An 18,783-nucleotide genomic window follows, 5' to 3' on the forward strand; every position below is an offset into this window, starting at 1 on the left:
TATCTTTCAGGAGACATGCCTACTTCCCACCATGCCCACATCTTCATCTGAACCCAACGCGACATTGTCACCCGAGCTGCGCCTGCGGGAACTCGAGCGTTCGGAGGCGTTCCTGAAAGCTATTTTGCATTCTACCCATTATGGTATCGCCAGCTATGAGCCGGTTCGTGATGACAGCGGAACGATTACCGACTTTCGCATTGCGTATACCAATCCAGAGGTACCGGCCAATTTTGGACTGAAACCGGAAGACGTTGCCGGCAAAACCTGCCGCGAGGTATACCCAGGCATTTTCGACAACGGCGTTTTTGACCATCTTGTGAAGGCACTGGAAACGGGTGAGACCGTGACGTATGAAGTCGCGACCGACGCTTCCGGAGACGAAATATGGCTGGAAGCGACGGTCGAAAAGCTGGGTGATTCGGTTACGGTGACGTCCAAAAACATCACGCCTGAGAAAATCGCCGCGTTGCGATTGGAACAGATGAATGCGCTGCTGCAGGGGCAAAACAAAGACCTGGCGTCGTTTACCTACATCGCGTCCCACGACCTGCAGGAGCCGTTGCGGAAAATCCAGATGTTTACCAGTCGCATCCTTGAAAACGACCGCGACCGGTTGTCACCGACGTCACTTTCGTATTTCGAAAACATCGTAGCCACCGCCGGCCGCATGCAGCACCTGATACAGGCGTTGCTGGGGTATTCCGGACTTGGAACAGGCCAGCAGAAGCCTGAAAAAGTGTCGCTATCGGTTGTCCTTAAAGAGGCATTACAGAATATGGAAGGAGTGGTTGATGACATCGATACCATCCTTGAAGTAGGTTCCTTACCGACGCTTACCGTCCGTCGGCTACCGATGCAGCAGGTATTTGCCAATTTGATCGGCAATGCCATCAAGTATGCAAAGCCCGGGCAGCGTCCCGAAATTAGGGTAGGGGCAGAACGCGTCAGCGTCGACGGTCGTGCGTTTTGGAAGATTGCCGTGACGGATACGGGTATCGGTTTCGACCCGCAATACAAAGACCGTATTTTCGAAGTCTTCCAACGGCTTCACGGCAGGAAGGAGTATGAAGGTACCGGAGTAGGACTGGCCATCTGCAAGAAAATACTCGAGCAGCACGGTGGCTTTATCGAGGCGGACGGGCAGCCGGGCGTAGGCGCGGAGTTCCGTTTTTTTATTCCTGCCTGATTACAGTGGCGCGTCGTCGGATGAAATCGAGCTTCCCTGGTCGTCATCCCCCTCGAGGTTGTCGCGCAGCAAATAGTCATCCTGTGAAAAGGCATCCGCGTTGCGGGAATTTTCACTGTGCGTATGGAATTTTTGTGTTTCGGTTTCATTCCCAAATTCCATCGTATCGGATAAGGTTAGGTCTTCCGGCGTTTTCGTATAGCTGACACCAGGCTGTTCAAGTGCCAGGTATTTATCTTCCGACGTATAGGCAAAATCATCTCCGTCGGGCCGGCCTTCCCGTTCATGGAGGCGGTCCTGGTGCTCTCGACTGATGGAGTCGTCGTGTTCGCGGGTCATCGTTTTGGCAGGGTGGGAGGGAGACGTGCCCTCGTGGTGTGGGTGTTCGGTTTCCATGACAATTGTTTTTCCGAAGTTACCTCCTGCCGCACGTTTGCCTCTTACAGAATTTCACCAGGTTCTGACAGTTTCAACAGGTAGGACGTCAGATATAATCAAAGTCATGTTGCGTCGTCCCCTTCCTCTCTCCTCTCTCCTCTTTCTTCTTTCTTCTCTCTTATTGCCTCTTTCCTCCTTCTTCTCACTCCTCTCTTTTCCCTATCTTTACCCCATGCGAACCCTCGTTCTTGTCGCCATCGGTGGTGCCCTCGGAAGTGTCTTCCGTTATCTGGTTTCCCAGTGGGTGCCGCGCGCCCTGCCCGGAGATTTCCCATGGGCGACGTTTGGGATCAACTTGTTGGGTTCCTTTCTCATCGGCGCTTTGATGGGGCGATTGGCGCCCGAAGACACCGGTCTTCGGTTCTTGCTCGTGACGGGTTTTTGTGGTGGCTTTACTACGTTTTCCGCGTTTACGTATGAGACGATGCAACTCGTCCAGAACGGACACTACTTCCTCGCCGTTTCGTATGCGGCAGGCAGTATGCTACTAGGTACGGCTCTCGTGGTCTTAGGAATGCGCATCTTCACAGGCGCTTAAAAAACACGTATTTCTACGTGCTTTTGTAGAACCGTTTTATCTTATCTTAGCCGTGAGGGTAGGTATGTCAGTCGATTAGTCGGATGCATCGCCTGCTCCCGAACCAAACAAAACACAACATGAGCCACGTAGTACCTGCCGGAAACGGTTGCGGGTTGCCTGTTTTTCCCTCGCCGCTGAGACGTGTATACCGTTCGGTCTCTCACACTAAATTGCCACAACATGTTTAATTCTCCCGCTTTGGATATCGCCATCGGGTTGGTATTCATTTTCCTGTTGTATAGCTTATTGGCGACGTCCATACAGGAGGCCATTTCGACCGGACTCAGCCTTCGTGCGAAAATGCTTCGAAAGAGTATCATTGAGAACATGCTTTCCGATACGCCTGAAATCAGTAAGTGGGAAGCAGCGCTCTTCAAGGCAAAAGCGTGGTTTCGGCAATTGAAGGTGCTTGTCAAACTGGCGCCCAAGAACGAATGTGATGGTCTGGGGGATCGATTTTACAAGCATCCGCTCATCAAGAACTATGGTGAAAGCCATTTCTTTCCGTTACCGTCTTACATTCCGCGGGATAACTTTTCCGCTGTGCTGTTGGACATCCTGCTGAAAGACTTTTCAGAAAACGTGGCCGTTATCGCCGCAGAGAAGATCAAGAACGGCGTTACCCATTCACAGGCGGAAACCGAGGAGCTTTTGCGCAGCCTGCCGGATGCGAAGAAGATACGGGAAATCCTGACGTACCACATTACGTGTTATGAAAGCGACAATTCCCATGTTTGTTATTTACCGAAAGAGACGTGCCGGATTTTGGAGATGCACCTCCGCAACAGCTACGACCAGTTGCATACGTTCTGTAGCCGGCTTGAGAGTTGGTTCGACGATTCGATGCGCCGTGTGTCGGGTTGGTACAAACGCAAGACGCAGTTCATCCTCTTTCTCATTGGGTTGGGTATCGCATTTTTCTTCAACGTTGATACCATTGAGATATCCAGTCGGCTGAGCACCGACAAAGACGCCCGCGACAAGTTGGTCAATATGGCGATGAAGGCGTCTGAGCAATACAAAGACGATCCACGGGTGCAACAACTCACCGATTCCGCCAAAGCGCACGGATTGACGGAAGCGGAAAATGCCGAACTCCAGGATTTGCGACAGCGCTACGATCGCCAAATGGACGAAGCGCGGAAAACCATAGACGGCGATATCTCAACCGCCAATAACATCCTGTCGGTCGGATGGAATGAGTTCGGGCAATTCGACCAATCCTACATTAACCACGTCAAGGTTGACCCGTCATGGTGGGGTGTCGATTTTGCCTCCGCCTGGCGACGCAGCCATGAGAAGAATGATTCCCTGCAAATGCTGGGTCAGAAAATCAGTCTGGATCTTGACATCGCCCTCGACTCGATTAATCGCCTGAAACCGGTCGAGGCACTGGCGCGTACCACCGATCGGGCGGCCGCGGCGCTCCATTCCAAAAAGATCGCTCGTTTGGACCTTCAGAAAAAACTGCTGCGTGAGAGGGCCCATCTCAAATGTGACTCCATTGAGAATGCCGCTTATTTCGCGGTGCTTAAAAAAGACCATCCGGTTGCCATGCGCGTAAGGTATATGGCCTGGTCGATGAACGCCCGGAAACTCCTTGGTTTCCTGGTGTTAGCCTTCGGAATTTGCCTCGGCGCGCCGTTCTGGTTCGACCTGCTCAACAAACTGGTGACGCTTCGTGGCGCGGGTAAAAAAGAAACCGGCGATAATACAGCTAAAATAACGCCGTCGGCACCGCCGTCGGTAGCACCACCAATACAAGTAACAGTTAATAACCAACAAAGCGGTGAGGAGGCCGTAGGATAAGTATGCTACAAATTCGCGTAACAGCCAACACGTTAAACAAACGAAACAAAATTCCAACCCAGTTACCCGATCCGGGAAGTATTTCCGGCACCGTGACCAAAGGGTTCACCTTCGAAGGTATCGAAGTAACAGACGTCCGCAGCGATCTCGGCAAATGGTACCGTGATCGTGACGGGCAATACTATTGGGGTGGTGGAGTGGAAGTAATCGGCGTATTGCCCGATCCGGTAACGCCACCGTCAAATGATGTCACCATCCAAAAGGCCGGCCGCATGATAACGACACCCGAACTGGTGCAGCGTTTTGGCAAGCCCGACGAAGACGGATCCGACTATCTGGTAAAGATCGAGCTCCCTTATCCGATGCGTTTGGCCTGGGATACGAAAAGCTCGGTTAAGTCCATCACCTGTCACAAACTCGTAGCCGAGGACCTTAAGAAAGTCTTCGCCGATATCCTGAAAGACTATGGTCTGCCGAAGATACAGGAGTTAGGCATCGATCTCTATGGCGGCTGCTTCAACTTCCGCAAAATGCGTGGCGGCGACGATTATTCGCGTCACAGTTGGGGCGTGGCGATCGACCTCGACCCAGAACGTAACCAATTGAAAGAAACCAGCGCGACGGCCCGTTTTGCCCGTCCGGAATACCGCAAGATGATCGCAGCATTCTATCGGCATAATTTCGTGTCATTGGGATGGGAGAAGAACTACGACTGGATGCACTTCGAAGTAAGGGCAAAGTAGTCATACGATGAAAGACTATGATTACCCCATCAGTACGCCTGCCGGCAGTAGCGGTCGTTCGCTTCGCGTACGGTTGTTGTCGGATGCCAATATCGCAGTTACGACCGCCGTACTTCCGTCTGGTCAAACCAAAACGGCTGATGCTACCGGAACGGTGTCGTTGGGCGTAATCCCAAAAGGCGCCACGGTGTATATCACGACCGAGGTGCGCAACCCAGCGCCCGAAGAAGACGAGATAAAACTGGCCTTCGACCTCGACGGCGCCGAAATGTTGGTGCATTCTAACCCGAAATCTGTGGCAGCGGACGTTTCGATTAATATCGACCTGACATTCTCATGAAACGATTTTGGTATGGTTTGCTGATGCTGTGCGCTGTTGCGACAGCCCAGGAGTCGACCCCGATTCCGGGAGAAGCGTTGGCATTACCCGATTCGCCGGCGGCGGCCGTTATGGGGATGCAGCCTAATGTGGTGTTGCGTCCGAAATCAATGCGGGCCTTGGAATCAGCCTTATACACGGGCTTCCGAAATGCGGACGGAGATGTCGGCATCCTTGACGATATCGGATTGGAATTTACGCCCTATTGGTGGGAGAACCACGGACTGACGATAGAGGAGTACCTTTCCGGTGGCCCGGCGGGGAAGCAGCTATGGCGGAATGCGTCGTTTTCCATCGCGACGGCGCAAAAGTTCCTGTTGGGTGACAGTACGGCGACCAAGGCACTCGGACTCGGGTTTCGTACGGCTGTTTTCTTCGGGAACCAACGCGATGCGGATTCCATCCAGACGCTGCTTACCTCAATTAGGGATAATATGGTAATTACTGCCAGTCTCCGTGGGATGATGCAACGTTCGACAGCTACCACAAAAGACGTCTTACTGGCGGATATTAAGCCAGGATTCCGGCAATTGCTGATCGATACCTACCACCGGGTCGATTTCGCCGATCGCGTTTTGGAAACATCCTACCAGAAAGCGGAGAATATAGAAATGGGAGAAGGATCGGATGGCAAATCGACCTTTATAAGCAAATTCCGTGAAATTGTCAGGGCGGCCCTCGGCGAGCAATATGAAGTGCTTAAGGCTTACATGCTCAAACGTGAAGGCCTTCGTATCGACTTCGCGTACGGCAGCTTCCTTAGCTTTCCCACCAACGAAACGTCGTATTCGATGGTGCCGCGTCAGTCGTTATGGATGGCACCTTCCTGGCGTTTTGGAGGGAAGTTGCAAGCGTTCTCCCTGACCGGTGTCCTGCGTTATGAATGGTACAACACCCGGTATTTCGATCGGTATTTCCCAGGCACGGACGTGTTCCGTAATAATTTTGACTACGGATTCGCGCTGTCGGCCGAGTTTGATAAGCTCTCCGTTTCTGCGGAAGCTGTTGGGCGTAGTGCATCGACCCTCGAGGCGGCAGGCACCAGCGGAACTGGCGAAACTCTTTATGTCAAAAGAAGCGACAGTGATTTCCAATATTCAGCTTCGATTACGTATCGGCTAACGGCTGATATCGCCCTGAACTACCAGTTCGGCAGCACGTTTCGCCAGGCATTTGACCCGGGAGAGACCTTGTTGTCGGTGCTGTCGGTGAATTTTGGTTTCGGCGGACCGAAGCGTAATAAAATTTTGTAGTGAGATAAAGCGACCGCGTCATGGCGGATGTTACTAATAGCTATATGACAGAAAAACCTACATCCCATTCTTTTTTCACGCGGTTTTCGGCCTGTCGATGGGCGCTGTTCATGGTATTCGTGGCGTCTACTTACGCCCAGGTACGCGTGGATACCATCGTAACGACCCCCGCCTACAAATCCTACTTTTCGTATACCCTGCGCGAGCCGTTGTATGTGACCTACACCCTGTATAAAGGTGGTGGTGACTGTGATCGGGACGGAATGCGTTTCGACGAATGCGGCGTAAATACAGCCACAGACGACGACTACGATAAAGCCTATGACAAGGGCCATCTTGCCAATGCCGAAGATTTCGCGTATGACTGTGATCTCGATCGTGCGACGTTCTGCTACTACAATTGCCTTCCACAGGTACCCCGACTGAACCGCGGCATTTGGAAAACGTGGGAAACGCAGATACGAAAACTGTCACAGAAGAAGAGACTGTTTATCGTCGCTGGCGGTATCTTCGGTACCAAAACCTACGGACCCAATCGCATTGGCGTTCCCGATTACTGCTATAAAATCGTGTACGAAGCCGATACCCGAAAGGTGTTGTATTGCCTGCTTTTTCCGAACGATACCAGCAAGTCTTATAAAGAAGTGACACTGGCCGAACTGAAGCAGAAAGTAGGCTATACGGTTGATTGGTGACGACTGGCGGTTGATGGGTTTACTAACCCGATCGGTTGCCCCATCAGCGTTGTTTACTCATACAAAATTCGCGTGGCGTCACGCCGAATTTTTCTTTAAACATGTCGGAAAAATACGCTTTTGATCGTATGCCGGCGCACTCCCTAACAGTATCGATGGGAAGGTTTGTGGACGTCAGAAGTTCGTGTGCGATCTCAAGACGAACCTGCATGGCCAAGGCGGAAATGCCGTCACCGGTTACCCGGAAAACGGCGGCCGTCAGGGCTTTTTGCGTTAGCCCCAAATGGGTTGCCAGTTTGGAAGCCGAGAACGAGCCTGCTTCGATCAAGGTACGGATAGCGTTCGACACATCTTGTACAAACGTCGTTTTAGGCCAAGCGCAATCGACTGTCGGTTTCGTGATGGTTTCGGGCTGAGGTGTAGGCGCTTTACGGGTATAGACGACCTTTAACTGCGGCCGCTGTGGTACCTCAACCGGCGCTTCTGGAAATGGCAGTGCCACGTTATTGAAAAGTGCCGTTGGCACGGGCTGGGAGGAAAGGGTTACTGTTTTCATAGGCGATGGTTTATGACCCGAGGGCCGGACCGTGAAAATGAGGTTGTTTCCACGGTCCATGATTGGTTTTGGTAGTTAATTATGGGTGTATGCGAGTATCACAGGGCCATTTTCTTATGGTACTCCTGTCCGTTGTCCAATACCACCTTTACTATGACCATCTGGTTGGCAATTGGCAAACGTGGTATTTCCAGTGAAGTACTTGCGATGTCTGTTTCAGTGAAAAGGCGTTTTCCCAATAGGTCGAAAATCACGACCGATTCAATGGAAGACGCGTCACTTGCAATCCGGATAGCACCATCAAAGTAGCGGATGTGAACAGGCGTGGTTTCAAAATCTTCGCTCGAAAGCGGTGCATTGAACCTGATTTCGAAGCGTTCTTCGAATGTTCCGATCTCGGTGGTAAACGAGTAGGGAGTCGTCTTAAGGTTGTGATAAGTATCCGACGTTTTATCGAGAAGGAAGACATCCTGCCCCTCAAACAGTCCATCGTAGGCGTCAAGTGCGATTTCAAAGTCTCCGGCAACCAAAGCGGTATAGCCCAGGGGTATAATCTCTGATGTGTCGAACGGTAAGGCCCGTCCCTGGATGCAAAGGCGTTCGGGCAGTAACAGCGAGTAAAGCGATACCGGATTACCGGCAGGGTACACGCGTCCGTCGAATTTGGTGTCGAATTCATTGGTAGCACCGTCTACATAGCCGACAAGTGTCTGGTCATACAGCCCCGCCGCATTGGAAAGCCCAAGCCACAAACGATTTTTATCAGAGGCCGTCGGAGTTTGCATGAGTGCCGCACTCCGGAAGAACTGGCTGTTTTGGCCTATGATACGCATGCGGTTCGAGAACACCGCTGAGTAGGTGCCATCGGCGAGATTGTCATTCGCTTCAATAAAGAAGCCCTGTCCGGCTGCAATCTTACCGGAAGGAATGTTTCCTCCTGTAAGTGCTGGGTTGGCCGTACTCACACCCCCTGTGAGATTGTACTTCGCGTAGTCGCTACCATTATAGTTCAGCGTATCCGGCCCCGGATTATCTGTCGAAATGGCGGTATTGTGCGACCAAAGATAAATCGTGCCGTTGACCAGGTTGGTATTGGCTGGGTCGAGAATGAAGCGGTCGATATCAATTGCCGACGGATACGGATTCCCGATTAGGTTATACTTATTCTCCCCCGCTTTTGATATAGGGGCCGTTACCAATCCATTGATCGGAGTTCCCATAAAGAACGTAGTCAATATCAGCGGCGTGGTATAGTCGAGGTTATCGGGCGCCCGCACAATATAGCCCTTGCCGGGGACCATTAACGTGATGGGGGTTTCGCCGACCCAGGTGTTGGAAAGGGTGTCGAAGGAATAATGAAACGAAGGCGAGGCAACGCCACCCAATGTTTGTCCCGTCACAGGTGAACTGTAGTAGGTGTAATCGTCTTGTTTGAGAGGCATCGTATTCCGTTTGTACGTGATGATACCCGAATTGATGGCCGCATCGTCGATTTGTAGGATGCTTCCCGTATTTTCAACAGTGAGCGATCCTGTTGGGTCAACCGTAATATCGCGCTGCACCTGAAGGGTTCTTCCTGACGGGATGGTTACCTGTGCGCCCGCATTTACCTGGCACGAACAAACACTGAGGTTGTTGGCCAGTGTATAGTTGGATGCCACGACGACATCCGTGGTCGCACTTGGAATACCCGACCAGAAGCCGTTATACGTGACAACCGGCGGTATCTTAATCAGAATAGGTGAACTCGTCTGCGACGCGCCGCACAGGTTGCTCGATATCACCGCCCGGTAATAGGTCGTAGCGGTTACGTTTGTCAGGGTCAGCGACGTAGCGGTGGCGCCGTCGATGTCGGTATAGGTTATATTGTCAGGCGACGATTGCCATTGTGGTGACCCGGCCGATCCAACCAGGTTGAGAAGGGTTGAATTCGAACCGGAACACACACTGATCGTGGAAAGTGTCGTGCCGGAGATGGAAATCGTTCCAGCCGTCGGGAAGGGAAGGACCGTTACCTCAACGGTATTGGAAAGGGTCGACGAGCAGAGGTTGGTGGTGACCACCGCACGATAGAACCTCGTACCCGTTAAGTTAACAGCAGTATACACATCGCTGGTAGCACCGGAAAGGTTGGTGAAATTGATGTTATCGGTAGAGGACTGCCACTGGATGTTCCCTACATACCCTGTCAGGGTGAGGGGTGTCGCGTTTATTCCCGAACAAACCGTTGTGCCACCGCTTGCCGTACCGGGTACGCTCGAAGGGCGTACATACACCACCGCGCTTGTGGTAGTGGACGAAGAACAGATGCCACTCGTCACGATAGCGCGATAGAAGGTAGTCGCTTCGAGGTTGTCGGTTGTCAGCACCGGCGTATTGGCTCCCGGGATATCGGTGAACACTTCGTCATCGGTCGACGATTGCCACTGGATGGTGCCCACCGATCCCGTAAGTAGCAATTGGGCACTGTTACCCGAACACACCGTGGTGGAGCCGAGTATGCTGCCCGCTACCGAAAGCGGATCGACCTGAATGGCCACACTCTCAGGCGAGGTGCTCGTACAAATGCCATTTGAGAGCACCACGCGATAATAGGTCGTGGTGACCAAATTGTAGACGGTCAGCGTGGGGGACGTGGCAAACGGAATCGTCGTAAAGTTGACGTTGTCGGTCGATGACTGCCATTGGATAGAGTCGGTATTACCTGTTAACGTAAGGGTCGTGGCGTTGTTTCCGAAACAAACCGTCGCAGCCCCGCTGATCGTGCCCGCAAGCGGTGACGGGTTTACGATGACAACCACGGCATTCGAAGTGACCGAAAGACACGCGCCATTGGTGATGATGGCACGGTAGTAGGTAGTGGACATAAGGTTGGTAGCCGTATACGAAGGACCCGTTGCCGATGGGATGTTGGCGAATGTAACGTTGTCACTTGACGATTGCCATTGTACATCGCCCAAATAACCTGCCAAGGTCAAGGTCGAACTGTTGATACCCGAGCACACCGTATTATTTCCGGTTGCAACGCCCGCAACTGACAGTGGATTGACGGTTACCGCAACCGAAGACGACGTAACGGCCGGACAACTGCCGTTGGCAACCTTAATGCGGTAGTAGGTCGTGGCGGAAAGGTTGAACACGTTGAGCGTCGCACCCGTTGCCCCCGTTATGTCAGCGAAGGTAATGTTATCGGCCGATGATTGCCACTGCACGCTTCCGGAATAACCGCTGGCGGATAGGCTGGCACTGTTTTGTCCCGCACATACACTGCCGCCCCCGGATACCGTACCCGCTACGGAGCCAGGTAATACAAGGATGTTGACGGAAGCAGTGGTGGCAGCGCTGCAACCTCCATTGTTCAGCACCACGCGATAGTACGTGTTAGTCGTAAGGTTGGTAGCCGTATAGGTTGCACTGGTCGCACCCGGAATGTTGGTCCAGTTGGTGTTGTTGGTCGATGTCTGCCACTGTATAGTGCCCAGGCTGCCGGTCAACGTCAGCACGGTGCTGTTGGTCCCCCCGCATACGGTCGCCCCTCCGCCGGTTATGGTGCCGGCGATGGCATTGGCGCCCGCTACGGTTACGGTGGTCGTAATTCCGGTGGTGTATACAGGCGCTGTGTTAGAACCGGTGGTCTGGGCACAGGCCGGTGCGTTTTTACGGCGCACCCAATACGTAGTAGTGGTGGTAGGAGAAACCGTCAGCGTCGCCGCACTGGTCGTGAGGACGTTTTCGCCTATGACCGAACCTGTTCCCCATTCATAGGTGCTGCCCGTGACATGTGTACCCCCGGAAGCGGTCAGGGTCGTACTGTTGCCGCTACAAATAGTGGTTGTGCCCGAAATTGTCGTGGGGGGAGTAGAGAGGTTGGTACAGGCGACATAACTGAAGCTCAGTACATACGTGTCGGCATGTTGGTTGAATTCGAGGACGAGGTCCTTCGATCCGCTAAGATAGGTCGAATAGGTAACACTTGGAGTTATGACCGGAGCCCCTCCTGCTGGCCAGCTTTCGGCAACCCAGGTAGCGCCGCCGTCCAGACTCAGCCGAAAGCGGTCGTTTCCTGCTACCGTAAACGTGTAGTAGCCTGCGGTAAAGTTCTTCGTCATTTTGTACCGAATGGAAAAGGATCGTTCAAAATACCCACAGAGGGTAGAGGTCAGGAATTGAGTCGGGACGGTCGTGATGCTTCCCGGACCGTAGGCCGTATACGAGAACGTATCCGATGGGGTGGTTATGTAACCGGCATAGGCATACGAACTGCCAAACGCAATGGCAGGCGTTGTGGCGTTCGTGAAGGTCTTCGACGCATACACATACCCAATCCATTTTTCATTGCCATACGGCATCTCTGATGGAACCGGCACCGCAGGGTTGACCGTTATCGTTTTGAAAGCCGCTGCGCCATAGGTGTTGCACACAGGGTTAAAGCGACGTACCCAGTAGGTAGTGGTTTGGGTGGGTGAGACGGCAATAAGGTTAAAGATGGCCCCTGAAATGGCATTTTGACCTGCTGTAGTTCCCGTTCCCCACTGGCAGCTGGCGCCATAGTTAAAATTAATGCCCAGTGTCGCATTCGTATTCAGGCACATCGTATCCGGACCAATGATGTTCGGTATCGCCGTAGCGGATGCCTGGTCGCAGGAGTTGAACGTGTGTCGCGCATTATAGGTCGCCAGGTTGAAGTATTCAATGACCAGGTTCACATTGCCGCTCAGGCTCACAGGCGCTGAAGAAGTGGCGTTGTAGGTGCCGGTAGAGTTCCATTGGTTGATGATCCAGGTGGCGCCCCCATCGACACTGAGACGGTAGCCGCCGTTCGACCCTACGCGGAATATGTAGGTGGAGGCAGCGAAGTTCTTGGTCAACCGATAACGGTAGGCTTTGTTTTTGAAGCCCCAGTTAGCGCCGCAAATGGTTCCCGTGCCATTTATGACACCGATGTTGCCCATCGTAAAATCGAAGTTTTCGATGCCAACAGAGTTGGTCCATCCTTTGAAAAGCGAAGCATTGAAAGGGTCGGCGGGCGGGTTGGCACCCTCATGTTCTGCATACATATAAATCCGCCAGTTTCCGCCCGTGCCATAGGTTGAAGGGTCGCCTGCAGGTATACCACAAAGCGTCAGCGCGAAGACCGGACAGTATACGACGCAACCTCCCTGGCTGATAGCCACGCGGTAGTAGGTGGTAGCCGTAAGGTTGATGGCTGTGTACGTAGTGGACGTGGCACCGGGGATGTCTGTAAAGACCAGGTTATCAGGAGACGATTGCCACTGATAGGTGCCGCTCGCACCCGTTAACGTCATGACCGTATTGTTGGAACCGGATACAATGCCTAACGCGGTGTTGCTGTTTGTACCAGGAGCGCTGATGATGCCGGTCGGGATGCCCGACACCACCGTAACAAGGGTAGAAGGTGAGAAGGCCGTACCGCAACTTCCACCCGAGATGCGCGCCCGGAAATAGGTATTCGCTGTCAGCCCGACAGCCAGGTAGATGGGACCCGTAGCCCCTGTAATATTGGTAAACGTAGTGTTGTTAGTTGACGATTGCCACTGTATGCTGCCATTGGAACCCGTTACGGTGAGGGTGGCCACTCCTCCCTGGCAAATCGTGCCGCCCCCGGAGATGGTGCCCGCAACCGCTGCCGAATAGGTCAGCGTCGCGACGTTGCTGTAGACGGGCGGACAAATGCCGTTTGAAACCATTACGCGGTAGTGGGTCGTCGCCGAAATATTGATGGCCGTGAACGCCGAAGCGACTGCCCCCGGTATGTTGGTGAAGGTCACCGCGTCGGTCGACGACTGCCATTGTATGCTTCCGTTACTTCCGGTAAGCGTGAGGGTCGTTGAGTTGGTTGATGCACACACGGTCGTTTGACCCGATACGGTACCTGCATTCGGTGAGGCAACGGCAGAGACATTGAAAATAGGCGAAAACCACTCGCAGGGTCCGTTGGTGGCCCGCACGCGGTAGAGGGTGCCAACGGCGATGTTGTTGGCTGTGTAGGATGTGCCCGTCGCACCGGCAATATCCGTAAAAGTAGCATTATCGGTTGATGACTGCCATTGATAGGTGTCGGCGGTGCCGCTTACAGTCAGTAGGTTGCTGTTTTGTCCGGCACACAACACACTACTACCCGAGATCGTCAAAGACGGCAGCGTGTTGACGGTGACGAGCACCGCGTTTGAATATACCTTTGTGCAGGGCGCGTTCGATACGGCTGCACGGAAGTATGTAGTGGTGGTCAGGTTATTGGCTGTATACAAAGCGGAAGTGGCATTGGCGATAGGGCTGTACGTAACCCCGTCTGTCGATTGCTCCCATTGTAGGGTACCCAAAAAACCGGATAGGCTCAGGGTGGTCATATTCGGGCCCGGGCATACGAATGCATTTGAGCCAACGGCCGTTCCAGGTACGGCCAACGGTTTGACGATGATGCTTGTGGCATTGGAGAACACGGCCTGGCAAACGCCGTTGCGAACCCGAGCCCTGTAAAAGCGGCTTTCCGTGAGGTCGATAATGGTGAGTGTGTTATTTGTTTCGCCCGGTATGTCGGTAAACGCCGTATTATCGGTTGAAGACTGCCATTGGATGGTGCCTACATATCCAGACAGCATCAGGGTGCTACTGTTGGTGCCTACACATACTACATCTCCGCCGGATACAAATCCGGAAACGGATGAAGTGGTAGCAGTTATCGCAACGGGAGCTGAATAGACACCCGCGCAGCTGCCGTTCTGTACGAACGTTCGCACAAACAGGTTCGTCGTTACATTCTCAAGCGAATAGGAAGGCGCCGTTTCGCCCGGTACATCAATGAAAACCGTTCCGTCTGTTGAACTTTGCCACTGGATACTGCCCACATAGCCAACTGCGGTGAGCGTGGTATTCGTACCGAAACAAACAGTGGTATTCCCGTTTATGGCGGTTGGTGCGCTGGAAACGGGGGAGACGGTGACAGTGGCCGTAACGCCCGAAGTGGTTACGTTACAAGGTGCCGCATCGATGCGGCGAACCCAATACGTAGTGGTAGCAGCTGGCGTTACCGTTACGGTAGCTGTGGAAAGTCCGGGTAGGATGTTAGCCCCAACCGAGTTGCCGGTGCCCCATTCGTAAAGCGCACCCGGTGCTTCGTAGCCCCCGGTTGCTGCGAGGGTAATGGGTGCGTTCACACAGCTTTCCTCCGGGACGATAAGGCCGGTGGGAGCGGTAGAACGGTTGGTGCATTCTGTATAAGAAAAGCTAATCCTCGTTATGCTGTTTTGGTTGTAGTATTCGAGTAACAGTTCTACAGGACCGTCTAGGTAAACGGAGGCCGAGGTGGTCTCATATGGATGGTTTGTCCAGTTGGATAGGATATAGGTGCTACCACCATCGACGCTAAGCCGGTACCCATCCGCACCACCTACGGTAAATCCGTAAAAGCCCGGAGTAAAGGTTTTTTCCATCCGGTACCGGATGGCGAAGTTATTGGTGTAGGTGCCACACAGATCCGGACCCGAAAGGGCATCGGCACCCAGATCCATGTCGAATTGGGCATTCGCCATAATCATCCCACGATAGGTGGTCGAAAAGGCATTCGATGGAGGGGTCGAGGCATCGGTTTCGGCATAGACATAGCCGATCCACGAGTTGGTACCACTGGTCAACTGGTCGCCCGGCGGGTTGTCAGGACACTGGCCAAACATCGTACCGACGAACAGGAAAAAAACGAAAGCGAAAAGACTATACGATTTCATACAGTAAAGGGTGTTGGGGATAAAAGGTTTGTACATCGTTTCAAGCCCGGCAGACAACTTGGGCATTGTCGGCCGTGCCGTGATCAGGGAGTGATCAACGAGACAAAACTACAGTCGGCCTATTCGAATAATGTGCCGAAAAACGGGGGCGTGTGCTTGAAATAGAGATAAAATCATAGAAGAGCCAGACTTGAACGGCTGAACATCAGAACGTCATGCAAGGCAACAATCAAATCACGAAGAAGATTTCGGATAGCGGTATCCGTATCCGTTTGGGTGGATAACAGGAGGCTTATGTTTTCAGGGAAGAAGCTACTCTATATGCGGAAGGTCGATTTCCTGGAAGGTAATCGTATAACGGGTTCCGCTTACACTTTCAAGCCGGACCTGCCCACGAAGCTGGCTCGCGAGCAACTGAATGAGCTCGAGGCCAAATGACTTACGCTGCCGTTTTTCATCCGAAAAGCCCACGCCGTCATCCGATACGATCAGTTCAAAAGCAACGGGTCCGGTTTTATGGATGCGGAGTTGGATGACGCCGTTTCGATTATCCGGAAAAGCATGCTTGAGGGAATTCGTGACCAGCTCATTGATGATGAGTCCGAGTGGGATGGCTGTAGACAGGTTCAACAATATTTGGTCGATGTCTACGTCAATGGCTACCCGTCCGTCGGTATTCTCGAACGTTTGGTTAATAGAGGAAACGAGGTCGTCTATATAGCGGCCAAAATGGATTTTATCGGCTGACTCCTCACTTTGGTATAGGCTTTGGTGGATGAGCGCCATCGAGCTGATCCGCGTTTCCCCTTTCTTAAGGAATTCGTAGATATCGGTATAGTTTTTCCGCCTTGCCTGGATGTTCAGCATGCTAATGATCAGTTGGAGGTTGTTCTTCACCCGATGGTGCACCTCCTTCAACAACACGTCTTTGTCATGTAGCGACTGGGTGACGGCATTTCGGGAAACCTCCAATTCGCGGACGGTATCACTGAGTTCGCCCGTCTTTTCAGCAATCCGACGCCGCAACAGCTCGGCATTCCGTTTTTGGTAACGCAACCCTAATAAATAGGCGATGTATACCACAGAAACGAGCATCAGGACGGCGAACACCCAAAACAACGCCGTTTCGTAGTAGCGTTCCTCAAAATCAAATGTGAACGACTGGGTCACGGCGGTCTTCTCCGGAAAACCATGTGTGGTAATCCGAATCTGTAACTGATGGCGTCCGGGTTGGTAACGCGCCATTTGCAGTGAGTTTCCGCTGACTTCCGTCCATTCATCGTTATCGAAACGATACGCAATCGTCAGGTTTTCACGGTTGTAAAAATAGCCGTAGCTGAAATCCAGCTTGATTACGCCGGCCTCCTTCGGAATGCGATAGGCATTCGGGCCTAATGGCACAGGCCGGTTGTTATCGACCGTGACCCTGTCCATGAGAATGTGGCTCCTGAATCGTTTCTTCGGAAGGTTCGACGGGTCAAACCACACGAAACCTTTCATGCTCGGAAAACCCAGAATGCCTTCCCTGGTGTGTAACGATGGGTTCGTGCCACCGCCATTGAATTCGTTTGTGAGAAGGCCATCGTTGGTCGAGTAGCGGTAACAGTATAGCGGTTCTCCAGAGGTGATTTTTTGCAGGGCTTCCGCTTTCGGCGTTACCAGAAGGCCGTCGTTGGTGCTGATCCAGAGGTGCCCCTGCGCGTCTTCTTCGATGGCGTGGGCGGTGGTAAGGGCGATATTCCGGTCACGCGCTTTATAGGTTCGGGTGGGGGTTACGATGTATAACCCGTCGCCATAGCATCCGACCCAAAAACGGCCCGCGTCGATGCGCTTTACGTAACGGGCATTTACCTGTTCGAGTCCCGGTATAACAGTTGCTTTCCCCGTTTTTTCGTTATAGTAATAAACGCCCTTAGTCGTCGGTACGATCAATCGTCCGTTGACCGAATACAATCCGTTGACGGTTCTTAAAGCAAAATTCTTCTTAAAGCGAGGGTCGGTTTCGAATGCAGTTCCGTTTAGGCGGTAAAGCGAATAGTCGTCGACGAGGTACAATTCGTTTTTGTGACACGTGTAAGCACAAAGGTTGACGGAAAAACCATATTCGACCCGCTTAAAGCGAAAATCATGATCGGGTTTTCGGGTGGCAACATTCCATAATTCGTGCTGGGCTTCATAGTAAAATTGGCCCTTGTAGGGTAACATGAAACGGATGTTGCGGGAATCACTGAGGAAGCTCTCGGTTTCAAGTGCACCCGTAAGAAAATTGAATTTCCACCCGGACGGACTGTACCATTCTTCATCCGATATCGGGACAACGTTATAGCAGTAATTGATTTCGTTGTTGGGGCCATCTTCCGGACAAAGGATGGTGTGAAACGGATTCATTTTCAGTAAACAGAGTCCATGCGCCTTGGTTCCGATGGCATACAACTCCTCTGACGCTAAATAGGTAATCGACGTGATGTCTTCCGACGGTGCCTGAAACAAAAACTCGGTCGTGAGGCGGCGGTTGCGATAACGGATGCGATAGATGGTTCCCTTGTGTTTTATGAAATAGCTGTCCCGTGAGCCAAATATATAGCGGTCAGTAGCCGGACCGGTACGCTGCGTGAGAGACTCCCTGATACGTTTGTCTAACCCAATCGGACCGGGAAGCAACCGTCCGTGGGCCATACCGCGCGCTTCGCCTTTGTCGAGGGTAACGAGGGTGTCGGAGAATTGCAGCATCACGACATTTATGGTCGACGGATAGCCGATCTGGTAATGTTTTCCTTTTTTATCGAATACGGTTATATCAGACGGTTGCGGCAGGTAGAGGTAGTCTTTGGTCAGGCCGGCAGAGGGAAAAAGGGTGAGCGCATACCGGTTTACAAAGGCATCCGATTGCGGCTGGTCAAGTACCTGTTTTACCAGCGGATCAGACGAGACATAGCAATAATACCCGAGCGTAAAGATCACATTGCGCCAATATTTTTTAGGATCAAGCCGTTCGATACGGTTTTTGCGGATCACATATTGTAAGGCGTCCGGGTAGGTGTCGAAATATACATCGCCCGTCAGGATGTCTTTTCCCATCCGCGTAATGCGCTGTTTGGATAGGTTGGGGTAACGGGCATCCTGCACTTCCATGAGGTTACGGCCGTCGTAGCGGTAGAGGCCCAGCTCGGTACCCAGCCAAAGGAAACCGATATCGTCGGCAATGGCATACTTCACCGACAGTTGTTTCAGGCCGTTGTCGGTATTGATCCATTTGATCGAAGTGGGGTAGCGGGACGCCTGCGAAAAAAGGGCACAGTGCACCAACAACACGAACAACAGCGTCATGCCTTTCGACGGGCTCCCCATACCTAGTGGTCTAATTTTCAGGAAAGATACACAAAAGGAGGGAAAACCAGC

General features: G+C 52.5%; 11 protein-coding genes. 7 read left to right on the top strand and 4 right to left on the bottom strand.

The annotated features are described in order from the left end of the window. Positions 1 to 31: 31 nt before the first annotated feature. Positions 32 to 1,189: an ATP-binding protein gene (locus MKO97_RS05605; RefSeq protein ID WP_241105081.1), complete on the top strand. Its 1,158-nt coding sequence runs from the start codon at positions 32 to 34 to the stop codon at positions 1,187 to 1,189. On the opposite strand, the gene MKO97_RS05610 is transcribed toward MKO97_RS05605, so the two are convergent. Beyond that, the gene (locus MKO97_RS05610; RefSeq protein ID WP_241105082.1) at positions 1,190 to 1,585 is read right to left on the bottom strand and encodes a hypothetical protein; all 396 of its coding nucleotides are present in this window, start codon (positions 1,583 to 1,585) and stop codon (positions 1,190 to 1,192) included. Positions 1,586 to 1,799: 214 nt separating this feature from the next. Between MKO97_RS05610 and crcB the strand changes: the two genes are divergently transcribed. The 6 genes from crcB (at position 1,800) to MKO97_RS05640 (ending at position 7,086) form a co-directional block, all read left to right on the top strand. Further along, positions 1,800 to 2,165, top strand: coding sequence for a fluoride efflux transporter CrcB (crcB, locus tag MKO97_RS05615; RefSeq protein ID WP_241105083.1), 366 nt, complete (start codon positions 1,800 to 1,802; stop codon positions 2,163 to 2,165). Positions 2,166 to 2,387: 222 nt separating this feature from the next. After that, entirely contained in the window at positions 2,388 to 4,016 is a 1,629-nt protein-coding gene (locus MKO97_RS05620; protein ID WP_241105084.1) for a hypothetical protein, read from the top strand. A gap of 2 nt (positions 4,017 to 4,018) precedes the next feature. Continuing rightward, positions 4,019 to 4,759, top strand: a complete 741-nt coding sequence (locus MKO97_RS05625; RefSeq protein ID WP_241105085.1) for a M15 family metallopeptidase — start codon at positions 4,019 to 4,021, stop codon at positions 4,757 to 4,759. 7 nt (positions 4,760 to 4,766) lie between these two features. Next, positions 4,767 to 5,099 carry a hypothetical protein gene (locus tag MKO97_RS05630; RefSeq protein WP_241105086.1) on the top strand — a complete coding sequence of 111 codons (333 nt, stop codon included), beginning with the start codon at positions 4,767 to 4,769 and terminating at the stop codon, positions 5,097 to 5,099. Beyond that, entirely contained in the window at positions 5,096 to 6,391 is a 1,296-nt protein-coding gene (locus MKO97_RS05635) for a hypothetical protein (RefSeq protein WP_241105087.1), read from the top strand. Before MKO97_RS05630 ends, MKO97_RS05635 begins: the two co-directional genes overlap by 4 nt. Before the next feature lie 44 nt (positions 6,392 to 6,435). Continuing rightward, positions 6,436 to 7,086 carry a DNA/RNA non-specific endonuclease gene (locus MKO97_RS05640; RefSeq protein ID WP_241105088.1) on the top strand — a complete coding sequence of 217 codons (651 nt, stop codon included), beginning with the start codon at positions 6,436 to 6,438 and terminating at the stop codon, positions 7,084 to 7,086. 43 nt (positions 7,087 to 7,129) lie between these two features. Here the strand turns inward: MKO97_RS05640 and MKO97_RS05645 are convergent, their stop codons facing one another. The 3 genes from MKO97_RS05645 to MKO97_RS05655 form a co-directional block, all read right to left on the bottom strand. Further along, the gene (locus MKO97_RS05645; RefSeq protein ID WP_241105089.1) at positions 7,130 to 7,642 is read right to left on the bottom strand and encodes an AraC family transcriptional regulator; all 513 of its coding nucleotides are present in this window, start codon (positions 7,640 to 7,642) and stop codon (positions 7,130 to 7,132) included. 98 nt (positions 7,643 to 7,740) lie between these two features. Next, complete coding sequence (locus MKO97_RS05650) at positions 7,741 to 15,384, bottom strand: T9SS sorting signal type C domain-containing protein (protein ID WP_241105090.1); 7,644 nt, start codon at positions 15,382 to 15,384, stop codon at positions 7,741 to 7,743. 312 nt (positions 15,385 to 15,696) lie between these two features. After that, positions 15,697 to 18,732: a sensor histidine kinase gene (locus MKO97_RS05655; RefSeq protein WP_241105091.1), complete on the bottom strand. Its 3,036-nt coding sequence runs from the start codon at positions 18,730 to 18,732 to the stop codon at positions 15,697 to 15,699. Positions 18,733 to 18,783 lie beyond the last annotated feature (51 nt).

Source organism: Flavobacterium sp. HJ-32-4, from assembly GCF_022532105.1.
In the GTDB taxonomy this organism is placed as follows: domain Bacteria; phylum Bacteroidota; class Bacteroidia; order Flavobacteriales; family Flavobacteriaceae; genus Flavobacterium.

Excerpts from the sequence above, each read along its gene's own strand:
- MKO97_RS05605 (WP_241105081.1), top strand. The coding sequence starts at position 32 with ATGCCCACATCTTCATCTGAACCCAACGCGACATTGTCACCCGAGCTG.
- MKO97_RS05610 (WP_241105082.1), bottom strand. The coding sequence starts at position 1,585 with ATGGAAACCGAACACCCACACCACGAGGGCACGTCTCCCTCCCACCCT.
- crcB (WP_241105083.1), top strand. The coding sequence starts at position 1,800 with ATGCGAACCCTCGTTCTTGTCGCCATCGGTGGTGCCCTCGGAAGTGTC.
- MKO97_RS05620 (WP_241105084.1), top strand. The coding sequence starts at position 2,388 with ATGTTTAATTCTCCCGCTTTGGATATCGCCATCGGGTTGGTATTCATT.
- MKO97_RS05625 (WP_241105085.1), top strand. The coding sequence starts at position 4,019 with ATGCTACAAATTCGCGTAACAGCCAACACGTTAAACAAACGAAACAAA.
- MKO97_RS05630 (WP_241105086.1), top strand. The coding sequence starts at position 4,767 with ATGAAAGACTATGATTACCCCATCAGTACGCCTGCCGGCAGTAGCGGT.
- MKO97_RS05635 (WP_241105087.1), top strand. The coding sequence starts at position 5,096 with ATGAAACGATTTTGGTATGGTTTGCTGATGCTGTGCGCTGTTGCGACA.
- MKO97_RS05640 (WP_241105088.1), top strand. The coding sequence starts at position 6,436 with ATGACAGAAAAACCTACATCCCATTCTTTTTTCACGCGGTTTTCGGCC.
- MKO97_RS05645 (WP_241105089.1), bottom strand. The coding sequence starts at position 7,642 with ATGAAAACAGTAACCCTTTCCTCCCAGCCCGTGCCAACGGCACTTTTC.
- MKO97_RS05650 (WP_241105090.1), bottom strand. The coding sequence starts at position 15,384 with ATGAAATCGTATAGTCTTTTCGCTTTCGTTTTTTTCCTGTTCGTCGGT.
- MKO97_RS05655 (WP_241105091.1), bottom strand. The coding sequence starts at position 18,732 with ATGGGGAGCCCGTCGAAAGGCATGACGCTGTTGTTCGTGTTGTTGGTG.